This window comes from Pseudomonas sp. NFACC37-1, assembly GCF_900101575.1.
GTDB classification, from domain to species: Bacteria; Pseudomonadota; Gammaproteobacteria; order Pseudomonadales; family Pseudomonadaceae; genus Aquipseudomonas; species Aquipseudomonas fluorescens_AA.
Map to the genome: position 1 here is coordinate 232,823 of NZ_FMUZ01000004.1, position 15,566 is coordinate 248,388.

13 protein-coding genes are annotated in these 15,566 nt (G+C 63.2%); 5 read left to right on the plus strand and 8 right to left on the minus strand.

All coding sequences use genetic code 11. The features are described from left to right. Positions 1 to 27: 27 nt before the first annotated feature. Positions 28 to 909, minus strand: coding sequence for a LysR substrate-binding domain-containing protein (locus BLP82_RS07295; RefSeq protein ID WP_092166476.1), 882 nt, complete (start codon positions 907 to 909; stop codon positions 28 to 30). Between the two features lie 157 nt (positions 910 to 1,066). On the opposite strand from BLP82_RS07295, the gene BLP82_RS07300 reads away from it, so the two are divergent. Next, complete coding sequence (locus BLP82_RS07300) at positions 1,067 to 2,698, plus strand: 5-guanidino-2-oxopentanoate decarboxylase (protein WP_092166349.1); 1,632 nt, start codon at positions 1,067 to 1,069, stop codon at positions 2,696 to 2,698. 141 nt (positions 2,699 to 2,839) lie between these two features. Here BLP82_RS07300 and BLP82_RS07305 read toward each other — a convergent pair whose 3' ends face one another. After that, on the minus strand, positions 2,840 to 3,769 hold the full coding sequence (locus tag BLP82_RS07305) for an AraC family transcriptional regulator (protein WP_092166350.1): 930 nt from the start codon (positions 3,767 to 3,769) through the stop codon (positions 2,840 to 2,842). 327 nt (positions 3,770 to 4,096) lie between these two features. On the opposite strand from BLP82_RS07305, the gene BLP82_RS07310 reads away from it, so the two are divergent. Further along, positions 4,097 to 4,450 (plus strand): putative quinol monooxygenase, encoded by a 354-nt coding sequence (locus tag BLP82_RS07310; protein WP_092166351.1) that lies wholly within the window; start codon positions 4,097 to 4,099, stop codon positions 4,448 to 4,450. 43 nt (positions 4,451 to 4,493) lie between these two features. Beyond that, a complete protein-coding gene (locus BLP82_RS07315) occupies positions 4,494 to 4,727 on the plus strand; it encodes a hypothetical protein (RefSeq protein WP_092166477.1) in 234 nt (77 codons plus the stop codon). A gap of 174 nt (positions 4,728 to 4,901) precedes the next feature. Here BLP82_RS07315 and BLP82_RS07320 read toward each other — a convergent pair whose 3' ends face one another. The 6 genes from BLP82_RS07320 to BLP82_RS07345 all read right to left on the minus strand — a co-directional run bounded on the left by BLP82_RS07320 (position 4,902) and on the right by BLP82_RS07345 (position 12,991). Further along, a complete protein-coding gene (locus BLP82_RS07320) occupies positions 4,902 to 5,522 on the minus strand; it encodes a flavin reductase family protein (protein ID WP_092166352.1) in 621 nt (206 codons plus the stop codon). Positions 5,523 to 5,756: 234 nt separating this feature from the next. Then, complete coding sequence (locus BLP82_RS07325) at positions 5,757 to 6,167, minus strand: heme utilization protein (RefSeq protein ID WP_092166354.1); 411 nt, start codon at positions 6,165 to 6,167, stop codon at positions 5,757 to 5,759. 339 nt (positions 6,168 to 6,506) lie between these two features. After that, positions 6,507 to 7,826: an MFS transporter gene (locus tag BLP82_RS07330; RefSeq protein ID WP_060740863.1), complete on the minus strand. Its 1,320-nt coding sequence runs from the start codon at positions 7,824 to 7,826 to the stop codon at positions 6,507 to 6,509. A gap of 290 nt (positions 7,827 to 8,116) precedes the next feature. Next, positions 8,117 to 9,442 (minus strand): sigma-54-dependent transcriptional regulator, encoded by a 1,326-nt coding sequence (locus tag BLP82_RS07335; protein WP_092166356.1) that lies wholly within the window; start codon positions 9,440 to 9,442, stop codon positions 8,117 to 8,119. Beyond that, a complete protein-coding gene (locus BLP82_RS07340; protein WP_092166478.1) occupies positions 9,435 to 11,201 on the minus strand; it encodes a sensor histidine kinase in 1,767 nt (588 codons plus the stop codon). The genes BLP82_RS07335 and BLP82_RS07340 overlap by 8 nt, the downstream gene beginning before the upstream one ends. Positions 11,202 to 11,467: 266 nt before the next feature. Then, positions 11,468 to 12,991, minus strand: a complete 1,524-nt coding sequence (locus BLP82_RS07345; protein ID WP_060740866.1) for a fumarate hydratase — start codon at positions 12,989 to 12,991, stop codon at positions 11,468 to 11,470. Positions 12,992 to 13,531: 540 nt separating this feature from the next. Between BLP82_RS07345 and BLP82_RS07350 the strand changes: the two genes are divergently transcribed. Together BLP82_RS07350 and BLP82_RS07355 are read left to right on the plus strand one after the other, a co-directional pair. Then, on the plus strand, positions 13,532 to 14,638 hold the full coding sequence (locus BLP82_RS07350) for a GGDEF domain-containing protein (protein WP_092166479.1): 1,107 nt from the start codon (positions 13,532 to 13,534) through the stop codon (positions 14,636 to 14,638). Continuing rightward, entirely contained in the window at positions 14,631 to 15,566 is a 936-nt protein-coding gene (locus BLP82_RS07355) for an iron-sulfur-binding ferredoxin reductase (RefSeq protein WP_092166358.1), read from the plus strand. The genes BLP82_RS07350 and BLP82_RS07355 overlap by 8 nt, the downstream gene beginning before the upstream one ends.

Here is a 15,566-nt window from a genome sequence, read left to right on the forward strand (position 1 = left end):
TTGTGGCAAGGGTTTAGCACATGGCTTCTACCGCACCTGCGCCTGCGCCACCAACCAGTCCATCAACTCCAGCAATGGCCCCGAAGCCTGGGGCTTGCGCGGGTGTACCAGGTGATAGCCCAGCCCGGTCTTGACCTTCAGCTCGAACGGCATCACCAGCCGGCCGGCGCTCAGGTCGTCGCCGATCAGCGACCAGTCGCCAATCGCTACGCCGGTGCCCTGGGAGGCCATGGACATCGCCAGGTCCAGGGTTTCGAAATGCTGGCCCTTGCGGACGTGGTTCAAGTGCACATCGGCCGCCGCCAGCCAGGCATTCCAGTCACGCTCGTCAAGGGCCGGGTGCAACAGCAAGTGGTGCTGCAGGTCGGCGGGTTCATGCAGCGGCACCGGTCCTTCCAGGATCAGGCGGGAGCAGACAGGCGTCAGCTGTTCATCGAACAGATGCAGGCACGCCAGCGAGGCACCCGGTGGTGGGCCATAGACCACCGCGGCGTCGAAGGCTTCGCGCTGGAAATCCACGCCGTGCCTGACCGTGGTGGTCAGTTCCACCGGCACGTCCGGTCGTTCCTTTTGCCATTGCAACAGGCGCGGCAGCAACCAGCGCATCACACAGGTCGGGGCCTTGAGCTGCAGGGTCTGGCGTTTTTCGCCGATCTGCTCGACCGTTTCGCCGATCAGGCTGAACACCTGCTGCACCCTTGGCAGCCACGCCAGGCCCTCGGCGGTCAGGCTCAGGCCGCGGGCCTGGCGCTGGAACAACGCATAACCCAAGTGATCTTCCAGTCCGGCGATCTGTCGGCTCACCGCGCCCTGGGTGATGTGCAGTTGTTCGGCGGCCCGGGTGAAGTTGCAGCATTGGGCCGTGATCAGAAATGTGTGCAGCGCCGGCAACGGGGGGAGTCGTTTCATTTCGATCCAAGCCATGACGTGAGGACATGGCTAGTATGACTTTTTATCCATTGTTGTCGCCATGCCCCGACCGTTCCAATAACGCCATCTCCAAGACAAAAGGGGCCCGCTCCATGCGCTGCGCGGCCTTTTACCCGACCAGAAAAAGGCAATGGCAATGGCGACGTGCGGCGAAGTATTGGTCAAGTTACTCGAAGGTTATGGCGTGGAGCAGGTGTTCGGTATCCCCGGCGTGCACACCGTCGAGTTGTACCGCGGGCTGGCCCGTTCCAGTATCCGCCATGTGACGCCGCGTCATGAACAGGGCGCAGGTTTCATGGCCGACGGTTACGCCCGGGTCAGCGGCAAGCCCGGCGTGTGTTTCATCATCACCGGTCCCGGCATGACCAACATCACCACCGCCATGGGCCAGGCCTACGCCGATTCGATCCCGATGCTGGTGATCTCCAGCGTGCAGTCGCGCAGCCAGTTGGGCGGCGGTCGTGGCAAGCTGCATGAACTGCCGAACCAGTCTGCGTTGGTGGGCGGTGTCGCGGCGTTTTCCCATACGCTGATGTCCGCCGCCGAATTGCCCGGCGTGCTGGCCCGGGCGTTCGCGGTGTTCCAGGCCGGGCGCCCGCGGCCGGTGCACATTGAAATCCCGCTGGACGTTTTGGTCGAAGACGCCGATGCCTTGCTTGCCAGCGTGCCGGTGAACATCAGCCGCGCCGGTGCCGCACCGGGTGCGGTAAAACAAATGGCCGACCTGCTGGCGACGGCTCGACGGCCTCTGATCCTGGCCGGTGGCGGGGCCATTGACGCAGCGCCTGAATTGACCGAGCTGGCCGAACGTCTCGGCGCGCCGGTGGCGTTGACCATCAATGCCAAAGGCCTGCTGCCTGCGCGCCATCCGTTGCTGATCGGCTCCACCCAGAGCCTGGTGGCCACCCGTGCGTTGGTGGCCGAGGCGGACGTGGTGCTGGCCATCGGTACCGAACTGGCCGAAACCGATTACGACATTACCTTTGCCGGCGGCTTCGAGATTCCCGGTGCGCTGCTGCGCATCGACATCGACCCGGACCAGACCGTGCGCAACTACCCGCCGCACTTGGCGCTGGTGGCCGACGCCGGTGTCGCCACCCGGGCGTTGCTCGACGAATTGGACCGGCAACCCTTGGCCGAACGTCAGGCCGATTGGGGGCCGGCCCGTGCCGCCCGGTTGCGGGCGGAGCTTCAAGGCAGTTGGGACGCCGCGACCCGCGCCCAGACCGTGTTTCTCGAGACGGTCTTGCAGACACTACCGGAGGCCGTGTTCGTCGGCGATTCCACGCAACCGGTGTACACCGGCAACCTGACCTTCAACCCGGAGCAGCCGCGTCGCTGGTTCAATTCCTCCACCGGCTACGGCACCCTTGGCTACGCGTTGCCGGCGGCCATCGGCGCCTGGCTCGGCGGCACGGACCTGGGCCACGGTCGCCCCGCGGTGGTGTGCCTGATCGGTGACGGCGGGTTGCAGTTCACCCTGCCGGAACTGGCCAGCGCCGTGGAAGCGCGCGCACCGGTGATCGTGCTGCTGTGGAATAACCAGGGCTACGAAGAGATCAAGAAATACATGCTCAACCGCGCCATCGAACCGGTGGGGGTGGACATCTACACCCCGGATTTCATCGGGGTCGCCAAGGCCTTGGGCTGCTTTGCCCAAGCCATCGACGATGTGCCGGCGCTGCGTGCGGCGTTGCTGGCGGCCCGTGAGCGGCAGGGACCGACATTGATTGAAATTGACCAGGGTGTCTGGGCATCGAAGTGTTGAGGTGTTTTGACTGGCCTCATCGCGAGCAAGCTCGCTCCCACACTGAGTCTGTAGTGAACAGAGAACCTGTGTTCACTGAAGATCCCTGTGGGAGCGAGCTTGCTCGCGATGAGGCCCCCCCCAGTCAACGCAAAACCCAGGTCAAACGGTCATCCGCAACCGCGCCAGATCTCGCAATGGCGGCGCGCCGAACAACCGGCTGTACTCGCGGCTGAACTGCGAAGGGCTTTCATACCCCACCCGATACCCCGCCGCCGAAGCTTCCAGCCCTTCGGCCAGCATCAGCCGGCGGGCTTCCTGCAAGCGCAGTTGCTTCTGGTATTGCAGTGGGCTCATGGCCGTCATGGCCTTGAAGCGGTGATGCAGGGTCGAGACGCTGAGGTTCACTTCCCGGGCCAGGTCATCGATGCGCAGCGGCTGTTCGAAATGGCCGTTGAGCCATTTGATCGCCTGGCTGATGCGATGGCTCTGACTGTTGGCGATGGCGATTTCATAGAGCCGATAGCCCTGTGGACTGCGCAGCAGGCGATAGAGGATTTCCCGACGCACCAGGGGCGCGAGCATGGCGATGTCTTTCGGCGTGTCCAGCAGCCGTGCCAGGCGCAGCACCGCGTCGAGCATCGGCGTGTCCAGGCGTTCGACATACAGCCCGCGCCCGGCGGGGCGCGTCGGCACGCCCAAGGGGCCGGCATCGGCGATCAACGCAGTGATTTCCGCCGGGTCGATGTCCAGGCGCAGGGCCAGGATCGGCTGTTCGGCCGTAGCGTTGGCCATGCAACCGCTCAACGGCATCGACACCGAGACCACCAGGTAATGCAACGGATCGTAGTCGAACAATTCGTCGGCCAGGCGCACCTGTTTGCTGCCCTGGGCCATGATGCACAGTGCCGGTTGCGCCAGAACCGGGGCGAATGTCTGGGGCTTGCTGTGGCGCGACAGGTTCAGTGAGCCGATGGCTGTGGCGTAGCTGCCGTCTTCGCTGGTGTTGCGGTCGATGATCGACGCCAGTTCGGCGCGCTGTTGTTCCAGGTACGTGTCCAGCGGGACGTGGGCGTGATCGAGTGGCGACATGCCGGGATCCTCAGGCGATAGGGAGCGATGAACGAAGCTTATGTTTGTGCAAGGCGCAGCGGTAGCAACATCCTGTTGAAAGCTTGCCTGATCCTGCACGGCGCAATGGGCTATGACAGGGCGGCGCTGGCGAAACTTGCTTGAAACCTTTTGTTTCAACTTGGCGGCTGGCAACCGGTTCGACGGCGGATTTTGTGCGTCCGATGCGCAGGATTGTGCAATGGGTCGGCAGGAATCGACTAACGAAGCTGGCGTCGTGACGCTTAACCTTTGATCCTGTCGCAGCCTGTCCCCGGCTGCACAACGGATTACCTGGGAGGGTTGAGCATGACTACACAGATCCCCGTCAGCCACATGGCTTTTGTCCGGGCCCGCAGTGGTTGCTCCAAGCAACTGGGTGCACGCCTGAGTACGCTGATCGCGCCCTCGCGCCAGGCGCCTGGTTGCCTGCACTTCGCCTTGCAGCAATCGCAATGCGACGCTGATTTGTGGCTGGTGTCCGGGCTCTGGATCAATCAGCCGTCGATGGACGCCTACTTCAACTCACCGGCCATGGCGATTTTCGCCGAGCTGGTGCAGGACTTGGTGGTGAGCAGCCTGGATTTCCACACCTTCAGGGAAGTCTCCGCCGCCCAGGCGACCGAAGGGTGCCGGGCGCAGGTACACAAACTGGCCGGTTGAAGGTTTAATGACCGTCATTTTCCACCGCCAGGATGCACAAGAGATGGCACGTAAAGCCTTTGAAACCTTTGAAGCGGTTTCCGCCGTTGTTCCCAAGGAGGGTGGCGGTTACCTCGCCGCCATTGCCACCAAGGCCATCGGCGGCTCAGGTGCGCCGCGTTTCAACAAGGTGCTTGAAGACCAGAGCTTCAAGACCGCGACCGAAGCCGATGAAGCCGCTGCCGTGCAGCTCACCCATCTTCAGGGTGTCGACGACGAGGGCGGGTTGGTCTGGTAAACCCGTGTCACCTGTTGGGATGACCTACACCTGTGGCGAGGGGATTTATCCCCGCTGGGGCGCGAAGCGGCCCTAAAACCAGTCCAGGCAACTCAGTGTCAGGAAGGTATTGGGGGCTGCTGCGCAGCCCAGCGGGGATAAATCCCCTCGCCACAGAGTGTGATGGGCAAACTTCTATTTGGGGCGATGCATCTTGAACAACGCCTCAGGCCCCAGCTGGAAATAATCCGCCGGCCCACCCCCGCGCAAGATCGGCTCGGCGGCGGCGGTGTCGTACACCCCATCTTTCAACAGCCACTGGGCGATATGCACGGCGACCACTTCGCCGAGGATCAGCCAGCTCGGCACCCGCCCTTTGTCTGCTCGCTGCAATTGAATGATCTGCGTGACCTTGCATTCGAAGGACACCGGGCTTTCGGCGACGCGCGGCACCTGGATCACCCGTGACGGGGCGGCCGTCAGGCCCGCCAGTTCGAACTCATTGACCTCTGGGCCGACCATCGCGCAGCTCTGGTTCATCTGCTCGGCGAGCGGGCGGGTGGCCAGGTTCCAGGCGAATTCACCGGTCTGTTCGATGTTGTTCAGGCTGTCTTTGCGCCCGACGCTGGAGAACCCAATGATCGGTGGAATGTAATTGAAGGCGTTGAAGAAACTGTAGGGCGCCAGGTTCAGGCGGCCTTCGCCATCCTGGGACGAAATCCAGCCGATGGGCCGTGGGCCGACGATGGCGTTGAATGGATCGTGTGGCAGGCCGTGACCGTTGGCGGGTTCGTAGAAATGGATGTCATCGGGCATTGGGTGCAGATCCTGGGGGGATTTTGAAGAGTTCGACGATAGTGCAGGGGGCAGCTGTTTTTGTCAGCACCGAGAACCTTGTGGGAGTGGGCTTGCTCGCGATGGCGCCGGAACATTCAATATTGCTGCAAGCTGGTCACCGCTTTCGTAAAACCTGCGTCCGCTGTTCTTCTGCGTATCCCAAAAACAACTAAGCCCGGCCGAAGCCGGGCTGTGAGAGGGGCTCCGTCGCAATTAGCTGATGGCGGCAGCGTTAGTGCGGTCGAAACCATCTTCTGCGACGGTGGCGCCGTTAGTGCGGTCAAAACCATCTTCTGCGACGGTGGCGCCGTTAGTGCGGTCGAAACCGTCTTCTGCGACGGTGGCGCCGTTAGTGCGGTCGAAACCATCTTCTGCGACGGTGGCGCCGTTAGTGCGGTCGAAGCCATCTTCTGCGACGGTGGCGCCGTTAGTGCGGTCGAAACCATCTTCTGCGACGGTAGCGCCGTTAGTGCGGTCGAAGCCGTCAGCAGCAAGGGTGGCAGCGCCAGTGCGGTCGTAGCCATCAGCGGCGATGGCCGAGCTGGTGCGGTCGAAACCATCGGCAGCAAAAGTATTGGCGGCCAGTACGGACAGGGTCAGGGCGATGATCAGTTTGGTTTTCATGGTCGTGCTCCAGAATGTTTGGCGTCAGGCGCCTTGGGTGTGGAGTTCATATTACGCTTGCTAATTAGATTAAAAAGCGCAAATAAATGCTAAAAACAATCGATTAAATCGATTGATTGGGGGTTGCCGCAGAACGGTCAATGAGGCCCATTACCGGCGTATCGAACGGCGTTCTGTTGAGGATGAGGATGGAGGTCAGGCATTAACCAGAGATTAATGTCGGATAAATCTTTAGACATGGAACAAAAAAAGGGGCGACCCCGTCAGGTTCGCCCCTTTTTTGATCCAGCCCTGAAACAGGTGTAAACCTTAGCCAGGACCAGACATGCGACTTGAAGATCAGTCGGTCACGATCCGCGAATGCTTGCGGGTGTCTTTCATGGTGATGTACACCAGCAGCGACACGGCGATGCAGGCCGTCACGTACCAGTAGTAGCCGGTTTCCATGCCGATGCTCTTGAACCACAGGGCAATGTATTCAGCGGTGCCGCCGAAGATCGACACGGTCAGTGCGTAGGGCAGGCCGACGCCCAGGGCGCGGATTTCGGTGGGAAACAGCTCGGCCTTCACCACGGCGTTGATCGAGGTGTAGCCGCTGACGATGATCAGCGCTGCCATGATCAGGAAGAACGCGCCCCACCAGGTCTGGATGGTGTGCAGGGTGGTGAGAATCGGCACGGTGAACAGGGTGCCGAGGATACCGAAGGCGATCAGGATCGGCCGGCGACCGATCTTGTCCGACAGCCCGCCGATCACCGGTTGCAGGCACATGAACAGGAACAGCGTGGCGGCGGAAATGGTGGTGGAGTCGGAGATGCTCATGCCGACGGTGTTCACCAGGTATTTCTGCATATAGGTGGTGTAGGTGTAGAACGCCAGGGTACCGCCCATGGTCAGGCCGACCACGGTCATCAGTTCCTTGGGGTGGCGCAGCAAGGTGCGCATCGCGCTTTCCTTGGACTTCTCTTTCTTGGTGAACGACTCGGTTTCTTCCATGCCGCGCCGCAGGTACAGCGCCACGACCGCACACAGTGCGCCGATGGCGAACGGGATGCGCCAGCCCCAGGCGTACAGCTGTTCGGTGGTGAGGAACTGTTGCAGCACGATCAATACACCCAAGGCGATGAGCTGGCCGGAAATCAGGGTCACGTACTGGAAGCTGGAGAAGAAGCCCCGACGTTCCTTGGTCGCCATCTCGCTCAGGTAGGTTGCCGAGGTGCCGTACTCGCCGCCCACCGACAGGCCTTGGAGCAGGCGGGCAAACACCAGCAGGATCGGCGCGCCGACGCCGATGGTTTCGTAGCTCGGGCTCAAGGCGATGATCAGCGAGCCGAAGCACATCAGGTACACCGAGGCCATCAACGCACGTTTGCGCCCGGCGCGGTCAGCGTACAGGCCCATCAACCAGCCGCCGATCGGGCGCATCAGGAAGCCCACGGCGAAGATCGCGGCGGTGTTGAGCAATTGGGCGGTGGTGTCGCCTTTGGGGAAGAAGACTTTGGCGAAGTACAACGAGAACGCGGCGTAGACGTACCAGTCATACCACTCGACCATGTTGCCGACCGAGCCGCTGAAGATCGATTTGATCCGGCTGGCGGTGGTTCTTTCACGGGCGGGCACGGCAGCCGACCCAATGGGCAGGGCGTTGGAGTTGTCCATTGAAGGATCCTTCATTTAATTGTTTTTGTGGAGCGTGCGGGAACGCAGCCTGACAGGGCTATAGCAGGAGCTGTGCCAGCGGCTGGAGGGCCGGTCTAGAGGGGTTTGCGGTGTTGAGTGAGCGGAAATCCGCTTGTTTTCGTTTGCGGATGAGCGGAAATCCGCTTATCCGTGGGTGTTTGCTCCGGCCTCATCGCGAGCAAGCTCGCTCCCACAGGGTGATGTGGACACAGGACAAAATGTGGGAGCGAGCTTGCTCGCGATGGCACCAGTGCAGGCGCCACAGAAACCTACAAAAACATCTCCCGGCTCAACCCGTGCCGCTGCATCTTTTCATTGAAGGTGCGGCGTGGCAGTTGCAGTTCTTCGAGCACGGCTTTCACATCACCTTTGTGTCGCGCCAGGGCGGCGCGCAGGCATTGGGCTTCGAAGGCTTCCTGCTGGGCCGCGAGGGACTGGCCCGGCTCCGTCTCCAGGGTGGGCAGTTGATCCAGCCCCAACACCTGGCGTTCGGCGACGTTGGCCAGTTCCCGCACATTGCCCGGCCAGTCGTGGCTGAGCAGATGGCTCAACTGCGGTCCGCTCAGGGGCGCGGCGGGGCGGCCCAGGCGTTCGGCGGCATTGTGGGTGAAGTGTTCGAACAGCAGGGGAATGTCCTCGCGCCGTTCTCGCAGCGGCGGCAGGCGCAGCTCGGCGATGTTCAAGCGATAGGCCAGGTCTTCGCGAAAACGCCCGGCCCGGGCTTCGTCCAACAGGTCGGGCTTGGTGGCGGCGATGATGCGCAGGTCCACGTGGATGCTCTGGTTGGAACCCAGGCGTTCGAGCTTCTGTTCCTGCAACACCCGCAGCAACTTGACCTGCTGGGCCAGGGGCATGCTTTCGATTTCATCGAGAAACAGCGTGCCGCCGTCGGCGTATTCGAGCTTGCCGATGCGCTTGCCCTGGGCGCCGGTGAAGGCGCCGCTTTCGTGGCCGAACAGCTCCGCCTCGAACAGCGGTTCGGGAATGGCTGCGCAGTTCAACGCGACGAAGGGCTTGCTCGCCCTCGGGCCGAAATCGTGCAGGCAGCGGGCGACCAATTCCTTGCCGCTGCCGGTTTCGCCGCGGATCAATACGTTGACCGGCAGTGCCGCCAGGTCCAGCACTTGGCGCCGCAGGTTTTGCAGGGCACGGGAAACCCCAAGCAGCGTGCCATCGAGGCGAGCGCGGGCGTCGGCCTGTTCATGCAGGCGGCGGTTTTCCAGGACCAGGGTGCGCTTGTCCAGGGCCCGGCGCAGGCTGCCCAGCAGGGCTTCGGGGCTGAAGGGTTTTTCCAGGAAGTCGTAGGCACCGTCGCGCATGGCCTCCACGGCCATGGGCACGTCACCGTGGCCGGTCAACAGAATCACCGGCAGGTCCGGGTCGCGGCGGCGTACTTCGGCCAGTAGCTCCAGGCCGCTGAGGCCGGGCATGCGCACGTCGCTGAGGATCACCCCGGGGAAATGCTCCGGCAACCGGGCCAGGCATTCGTCGGCGCGACTGAACAGCTGCACCTGGAACCCCGACAGGCTCAACCATTGCTCCACGGCACTGCGGATGCTGCCTTCGTCATCCACGACCATGACTGAATCAAGCATGCAGTTGTGCCTCCTGATCGATGGGCAAGGTCACGCAGAATACCGCGCCGTTCTCGTGGTTGTCCGCGCTCAGGCGCCCGCCGGACTCATGGATGATTGCAAACGAAACCGCCAGCCCCAGGCCCAGGCCATCGCCCACGGCCTTGGTGGTGAAGAACGGATCGAACACCTGGGCCAGGTGTTCCTCGGCGATGCCGGTGCCGCTGTCGCTGACGGTCAGGCGCCACAGTTGGTCATCGGCTTCCAGGCGTACCTCCAAGCGCTTGAGGGCTTGGCCGGCCATGGCGTCGAGCGCGTTGCGCAGCAGGTTGATCAACACTTGTTCGAGGCGGATCGCGTCGCCGCGCACCCACGCTGGACGGGTCAAGTGCAACACGGTGTTGACCTGCTCGTCCCGCAGGCGTGTGTCCAGCAGTTGCAGCGCCTGGTCCACCACCGCCGCCAGATCCAGGCGTTCACGCAGTCCACTGGGGCTTTTGCGGGCAAACGTCTTCAAGTGGCCGGTGAGGGCGGCCATGCGGGTCAGCATGTCGTCCACCGGCTTGAGGGCCTTGTAGGCGTCATCGACCCGACCGTGATCCAGCAGCAAGCGCAGGGTTGCCAATTGCATGCGCTGGGCGGTCAAGGGCTGGTTGATTTCATGGGCCAGGGCCGCCGACATCTGCCCCAGCGCCGCCAGCTTGGCCGATTGCACTAGCCCGTCCTGGGCGGTGCGCAGGTCTCGGGTCCGCTCTTCAACCAGCCGCTCCAGTTCTTCGCGGCTGCGCTGGCGCAACCTTGCCAGGCGCCAGCGCTGGTTGAGAAACAGCAACAGGAACACCAGCGCCAGCCACAACCCGGCGGCGGCGAGCCCGGCGTTGCGCAGGTCCTCGAAGGCGATCTGCGGACGGCGCAGCAAGTGCAGGGTCCAGCCTTCGGCGCTCAACGGCAAGGATTCCCACAGGTAATCCGCCGAGCCATCGGGGGCCTCGACCCGGGCCAGGTGGCTGTTGTCGTCGAAGCGTCGCAGCGGTTCATGGGCCAGGGCTTGCAACGGTTGTTTGTCGTATTGGCGGGTGGCCTTGAGTTCGGCGCGGTCGTTGTCGGTCAGCGGCTGCAAGTGGCGATAACGCCAGCCCGGGCGATTGGCGATGAAGATGATGCCCCGGGCATCGCTGACCAGCAGGGTGTCGCTGCCCTGGCGCCATTCGCGCTCCAGCTCCGGAAACTCCAGCTTCACCACCATCGCGCCGAGGAACTCGCCGTTGTCGCCGGTCACGGCGCTGGAGAGGAAGTATCCCGGGATGCCGCTGGTCACGCCCACCGCATAAAACCGTCCGGTGCCCTGGGTGCGGGTCTGGATGAAATAAGGGCGAAAGCCATAGTTGTGCCCGACATAGCTGCTGGGCAGGCGCCAGTTGCTGGCCGCGACGGCCAGGCCGCTGTGGTCGAGCAGTTCCAGTGTGGATGACTGGGCGGCGCCATTGATCTGTTCGAGCTTGCGATTCAACGCATCCTGCTGCGCCGCGCTGACCGGTCCCTTGAGGGCCGAGCGCAACTCCGGATCCAGCGCCAGCACGGCGGGCAGGGCGCGGTAGCGTTCGATCAGGGTGTGCAACGAATTGGCGTACAGTGCCAACTGCTGGCTGGCACGGTTGGCATCTTCCTTCAAGGCCTCGCGTTCGGCGTGGCGTACCGCCAGGGTGGCGGCAACCGCTGCGCCGGCAAGGATCAGCAAGGTGTACAACGACAGGCGCAAGGTACGGGTGGTCGGCAGCATGCTGGCGTAAACCAGTGGAAAGTCGGGCGGGCACGATAGCATGGCGGTTGCTTCGAGCGATCATGTACTTCAGGCCTGCACCTGATCCTGTGGGAGCGGGCTTGCCCGCGAAGACGCCGGCACATTCAACATTGATGCAAGCTGACCCACCGCTTTCGCGAGCAAGCCCGCTCCCACAGGGATCAGTGGTGGATATTAAATGTTGTGAGCACAAAAAAAGGCCGGTGGGCTTGTCGCTCACCGGCCTTGTTCATGGCACTGACGTGTTACTGCACTTCGACCGCCAGGCTGTCGCTGATCTTTTTCTGCCAGATGGCAGGACCGGTGATGTGCACCGACTCGCCTTGGCTATCGACCGCAACGGTCACCGGCATGTCCTTGACCTCGAACTCGTAGATCGCTTCCATGCCCAGTTCGGCGAACGCCAGGACCTTGGATTTGCGGATCGCCTGGGCCACCAGGTAAGCGGCACCGCCGACGGCCATCAGGTAGACAGCCTTGTTGTCCTTGATCGCTTCGATAGCGGTCGGGCCGCGCTCGGATTTGCCGATCATGCCCAACAAGCCTGTCTGCTCGAGGATCTGGCGGGTGAACTTGTCCATCCGCGTGGCGGTGGTCGGGCCGGCTGGGCCGACGACTTCATCGCCGACCGGGTCGACCGGGCCGACGTAATAGATGAAGCGGCCCTTGAGGTCCACTGGCAAGGTTTCACCCTTGTTCAGCATCTCGACCATGCGCTTGTGCGCCGCGTCGCGGCCGGTGAGCATCTTGCCGTTGAGCAGCACGGTTTCGCCCGGCTTCCAGCTTTGCACGTCTTCTGGCGTCAGGGTGTCGAGGTTGACGCGACGAGCCGACGGGCCGGCTTCCCAGACGATTTCCGGGTAGGCGTCCAACGGTGGCGCTTCCAGCGACGCCGGCCCCGTGCCGTCCAGCACGAAATGGGCGTGGCGGGTGGCGGCGCAGTTGGGGATCATGCACACCGGCAGGGAGGCGGCGTGGGTCGGGTAGTCCATGATCTTCACGTCGAGCACGGTGGTCAGGCCACCCAGGCCCTGGGCGCCGATGCCCAGTTGGTTGACCTTCTCGAACAGCTCCAGGCGCATCTCTTCGATACGGTTCTGCGGGCCGCGGGCCTTGAGCTCATGGATGTCGATGGACTCCATCAAGACTTCCTTGGCCATGACCGCGGCTTTCTCGGCGGTGCCGCCGATGCCGATGCCGAGCATGCCCGGTGGGCACCAGCCGGCGCCCATGGTCGGAACGGTTTTCAGCACCCAGTCGACGATGGAGTCGGACGGGTTGAGCATGGCCATCTTCGACTTGTTCTCGGAGCCACCGCCCTTGGCCGCCACGTCCACTTCCACGGTGTTGCCCGGGACGATGGAGTAGTGGATGACCGCCGGGGTGTTGTCCTTGGTGTTTTTACGTGCGCCGGCCGGGTCGGCCAGGATAGAAGCGCGCAGGACGTTTTCCGGCAGGTTGTAGGCGCGACGCACGCCCTCATTGATCATGTCGTCCAGGCTCATGGTCGCGCCATCCCAACGCACGTCCATGCCCACGCGCACGAACACGGTCACGATGCCGGTGTCCTGGCAGATCGGCCGATGGCCGGTGGCGCACATGCGCGAGTTGATCAGGATCTGCGCCATGGAGTCACGGGCCGCCGGCGATTCTTCGCGCAGGTAGGCCTCATGCATCGCCTGGATGAAATCCACGGGGTGGTAGTAGGAAATGAACTGCAGGGCGTCGGCAACGCTCTGTATCAGGTCATCTTGCTTGATCACGGTCATGAGTCGCGCTCCTCTCTAAAGACGGGAACATTCTATAAGGCAGCTTCAAGCCGCAAGCTTCGAGCCGCAAGCTGAAGCAGTATGCGTACTGCTCTGAACTTGTCGCTTGGAGCTTGCGGCTTGCAGCTGACCTTCAGGTCAAGGCACGCCGGGCATGCTGGCGCGACGCTAAAAAGGCGCGGCAGTATATCGCAGGCAGGCATCCTGTGGGAGCGAGCGGCCTGTATGGAGGGGATTTATCTGTGGCGAGGGGATTTATCCCCGCTGGGCTGCGAAGCAGACCTGAAAGCTGCCACTGCGGTGTGTCAGGTTAATGCCATCTGTCTTTTGGGGGCTGCTTCGCAGCCCAGCGGGGATAAATCCCCTCGCCACAGGGGGCATCTGCCAGCACTCGACAATGCGTCAATTGGGCCATTGCTTTGACGCCATTTTTCTGCTCCAGAATTGAATGGTCATTTGCCCGACACGCCACTAAAGTGGCGTCTGGCCTGTAGCGTAGGACGCCTCCTGTCAGTTTCCTTTCCCATGGTGAGTCAACGATTGACCCATAACGCCATTCAACGTCTTTTGCTGAAACGCTTCGCTTTGGCGGCCGCGACGTACGCGCTGGCACTGGTTTTGTTGTGGCTGGCATTTTTCAGTGGGCATTACTTGGACTCGTTGCGCGGTGTCATCATCGGCAGCGTGTTGGTCGTGCTGTGCCAGGCCGGGCTGTTCGCGCTGTTTATCACCGACCGCAACCTGCGTTTCGCCGACCCCAGCCTCACCGAAGTGCAGGTGTTGATCGGCTTGGGCTGGCAGACTTGGATGATGGCGCACCTGGACCAGGCCCGGGGCGTGTTCCTGGTGTTTTATGTGCTGATCCTGCTGTTCGGGCTGTTCCACCTGTCGCGCCGGGCCTTTGTGCGCTGCGCGTCGCTGGTGTTCATCAGCTTCGCCGCGATTACCCTCTGGGACGGTTACTTCTTCAGGCTTCCCGATCCCACCCTGGCCGGGTTGCAGGTGGCCGTGCTGTTTCTCGTGCTGGTGTGGCTGGTGTTTTACGCCCGCTACGTCCAGACCTCACGCCAGCGCATGCGCCAGCGGCGGTTTGCCTTGCAGGCGCACCAGGACACCTTGCGCGGGATGATGCGCCAGCTCGAAGACCTGGTGGCCACCGATGAACTGACCGGGCTGTTCAATCGCCGGCACTTCCTGCGCCTGGCTTCCCGCGAACTCAACACCCTCAGGCCTGGCGTCGCCCATGGCCTGGCCCTGATCGACCTCGACCATTTCAAGCGCATCAACGACCTGCATGGCCATGCTGCGGGCGATCAGGTGCTGCAGGCCTTTGCCGCGGTCGCCACGGCGTGCCTGCGCGAGGGCGATGTACTGGCCCGTTACGGCGGCGAGGAATTCGTCATGCTGCTGCCCGCTTGCGACCCCCAGCGCCTGACGGCCTGTTGCGAGCGGTTGCGGCTGGCGTTCACCGAAGTCGAGCTGATCGGCCTGCAGGTTGGCGCCCTCAGCCTGTCGGCGGGCATGACCATGCTGGAAATGGGCGATGACCTGGACAACGCGTTGCAGCGTGCCGACCAGGCCCTGTACCGTGCCAAGCGAGACGGCCGCAATCGTTGCGCCGCCGCCTGGGAGAATGTTGATGCCTGAACTGACAGTCGCCGGCCGGCAATGGACGGTGGCGGCGGGCAGTAACCTGCTGGATGCCTTGAACGGCGCTGGCGTGGCGGTGCCCTACAGTTGCCGCGCCGGGAGCTGCCACGCCTGTCTGGTGCAGTGCGTGGGGGGCGATGTGCGCGACAGCCGCCCCGACGCCTTGAGCCCGACGCAGCGCGACCAGGGTTGGCGGCTGGCCTGCCAATGCCAGGTGGTCGAGGATGTGCGGATCCACACCTTCGACCCGCAACGCGACGGCCAGGCCGCCCAGGTGATGGCGGTGGATTGGCTGGGCGGCGAGGTGCTGCGTCTGCGCGTTACCCCCGAGCGGCCGCTGCGGTATCGGGCCGGGCAGCACCTGGTGCTGTGGGCCGGCGAGGTGGCCCGGCCGTATTCCCTGGCGAGCCTGCCCGAAGAAGACCGCTTCCTGGAGTTCCACCTCGATTGTCGCGAGCCCGGCCAGTTCACCGGGGCGGCCCGGCAGATGAAGGCCGGCGACCCGATCCGCCTGGGCGAACTGCGTGGCGGTGCCTTGCACTACGACGCCGACTGGCACGACAGGCCGCTGTGGTTGCTCGCCGCTGGCACGGGCCTGGCGCCGTTGTTCGGCCTCCTGCGCGAAGCCTTGCGCCAGCATCACCAAGGCCCGATTCGCCTTATTCACGTGGCCCATGATACGGCCGGGCATTATCTGGCCAAACCCCTGGCAGCGCTGGCGGCCAAGCATGAAAGCCTCTCGGTGGAGCTGCTGACCGCGGCCGAGGCGTCGTCCGCCTTGGCGCAACTGCGGCTTGTTTCCCGGCAAACCCAGGCCTTACTCTGCGGCCATCCCGACCGGGTCGAGGCCTTTGCCAAGCGTTTGTATCTGGCTGGCTTGCCGCGCAATCAACTGCTGGCCGACGTCTTCCTGCCCCGTGGTTGA

Excerpts from the sequence above, each read along its gene's own strand:
- BLP82_RS07295 (WP_092166476.1), bottom strand. The coding sequence starts at position 909 with ATGAAACGACTCCCCCCGTTGCCGGCGCTGCACACATTTCTGATCACG.
- BLP82_RS07300 (WP_092166349.1), top strand. The coding sequence starts at position 1,067 with ATGGCGACGTGCGGCGAAGTATTGGTCAAGTTACTCGAAGGTTATGGC.
- BLP82_RS07305 (WP_092166350.1), bottom strand. The coding sequence starts at position 3,769 with ATGTCGCCACTCGATCACGCCCACGTCCCGCTGGACACGTACCTGGAA.
- BLP82_RS07310 (WP_092166351.1), top strand. The coding sequence starts at position 4,097 with ATGACTACACAGATCCCCGTCAGCCACATGGCTTTTGTCCGGGCCCGC.
- BLP82_RS07315 (WP_092166477.1), top strand. The coding sequence starts at position 4,494 with ATGGCACGTAAAGCCTTTGAAACCTTTGAAGCGGTTTCCGCCGTTGTT.
- BLP82_RS07320 (WP_092166352.1), bottom strand. The coding sequence starts at position 5,522 with ATGCCCGATGACATCCATTTCTACGAACCCGCCAACGGTCACGGCCTG.
- BLP82_RS07325 (WP_092166354.1), bottom strand. The coding sequence starts at position 6,167 with ATGAAAACCAAACTGATCATCGCCCTGACCCTGTCCGTACTGGCCGCC.
- BLP82_RS07330 (WP_060740863.1), bottom strand. The coding sequence starts at position 7,826 with ATGGACAACTCCAACGCCCTGCCCATTGGGTCGGCTGCCGTGCCCGCC.
- BLP82_RS07335 (WP_092166356.1), bottom strand. The coding sequence starts at position 9,442 with ATGCTTGATTCAGTCATGGTCGTGGATGACGAAGGCAGCATCCGCAGT.
- BLP82_RS07340 (WP_092166478.1), bottom strand. The coding sequence starts at position 11,201 with ATGCTGCCGACCACCCGTACCTTGCGCCTGTCGTTGTACACCTTGCTG.
- BLP82_RS07345 (WP_060740866.1), bottom strand. The coding sequence starts at position 12,991 with ATGACCGTGATCAAGCAAGATGACCTGATACAGAGCGTTGCCGACGCC.
- BLP82_RS07355 (WP_092166358.1), top strand. The coding sequence starts at position 14,631 with ATGCCTGAACTGACAGTCGCCGGCCGGCAATGGACGGTGGCGGCGGGC.